A 425-nucleotide genomic window follows, 5' to 3' on the forward strand; every position below is an offset into this window, starting at 1 on the left:
ATCGACGGGTGACCCCAGATGTACATGCCGTCCGCGGTCTTCATCAGCCGCACGGACTCCCACGCCGAGGGCCGGATGAACACGACGCTCGGTTCGGCGAAGCCCTCGTCGCGGATGCGGCGCATGGCCTTGTAGATCGCGTCGGTGGTCGAGTCGGTGCCCAAGGCCTGGGTCTGGATGCCCGAGACGTTCTCGGTGCCCAGCAAGTTCGGGGCGGAGCCGTCGCCGACGAGGATCTGGAGGTCCAGGCGCTGGCGGAGCATGAACGGGAGCCGGTTGTTCACGTACTGCTGGGCGCGCGGTTCGTCCTCGAACTGCTCGTCGGAGACGGGCAGGTAGACGGCGATCTTGCGGACCGCGACGGTCCGCTCGGTCAGCGCGAGCGCGGCCTCGGGGTACGAGCCGGCCTCGGCGGTCTCCGCGGC

1 protein-coding gene is annotated in these 425 nt (G+C 69.4%); it reads right to left on the reverse strand.

From position 1 onward, the window contains the following. Window positions 1-425: phage major capsid protein (locus QWZ14_RS08450; RefSeq protein WP_290316195.1), on the reverse strand; the 425-nt coding region annotated here is incomplete at both ends.

Source organism: Paeniroseomonas aquatica (genome assembly GCF_030409335.1).
GTDB lineage: Bacteria > Pseudomonadota > Alphaproteobacteria > Acetobacterales > Acetobacteraceae > Belnapia > Belnapia aquatica.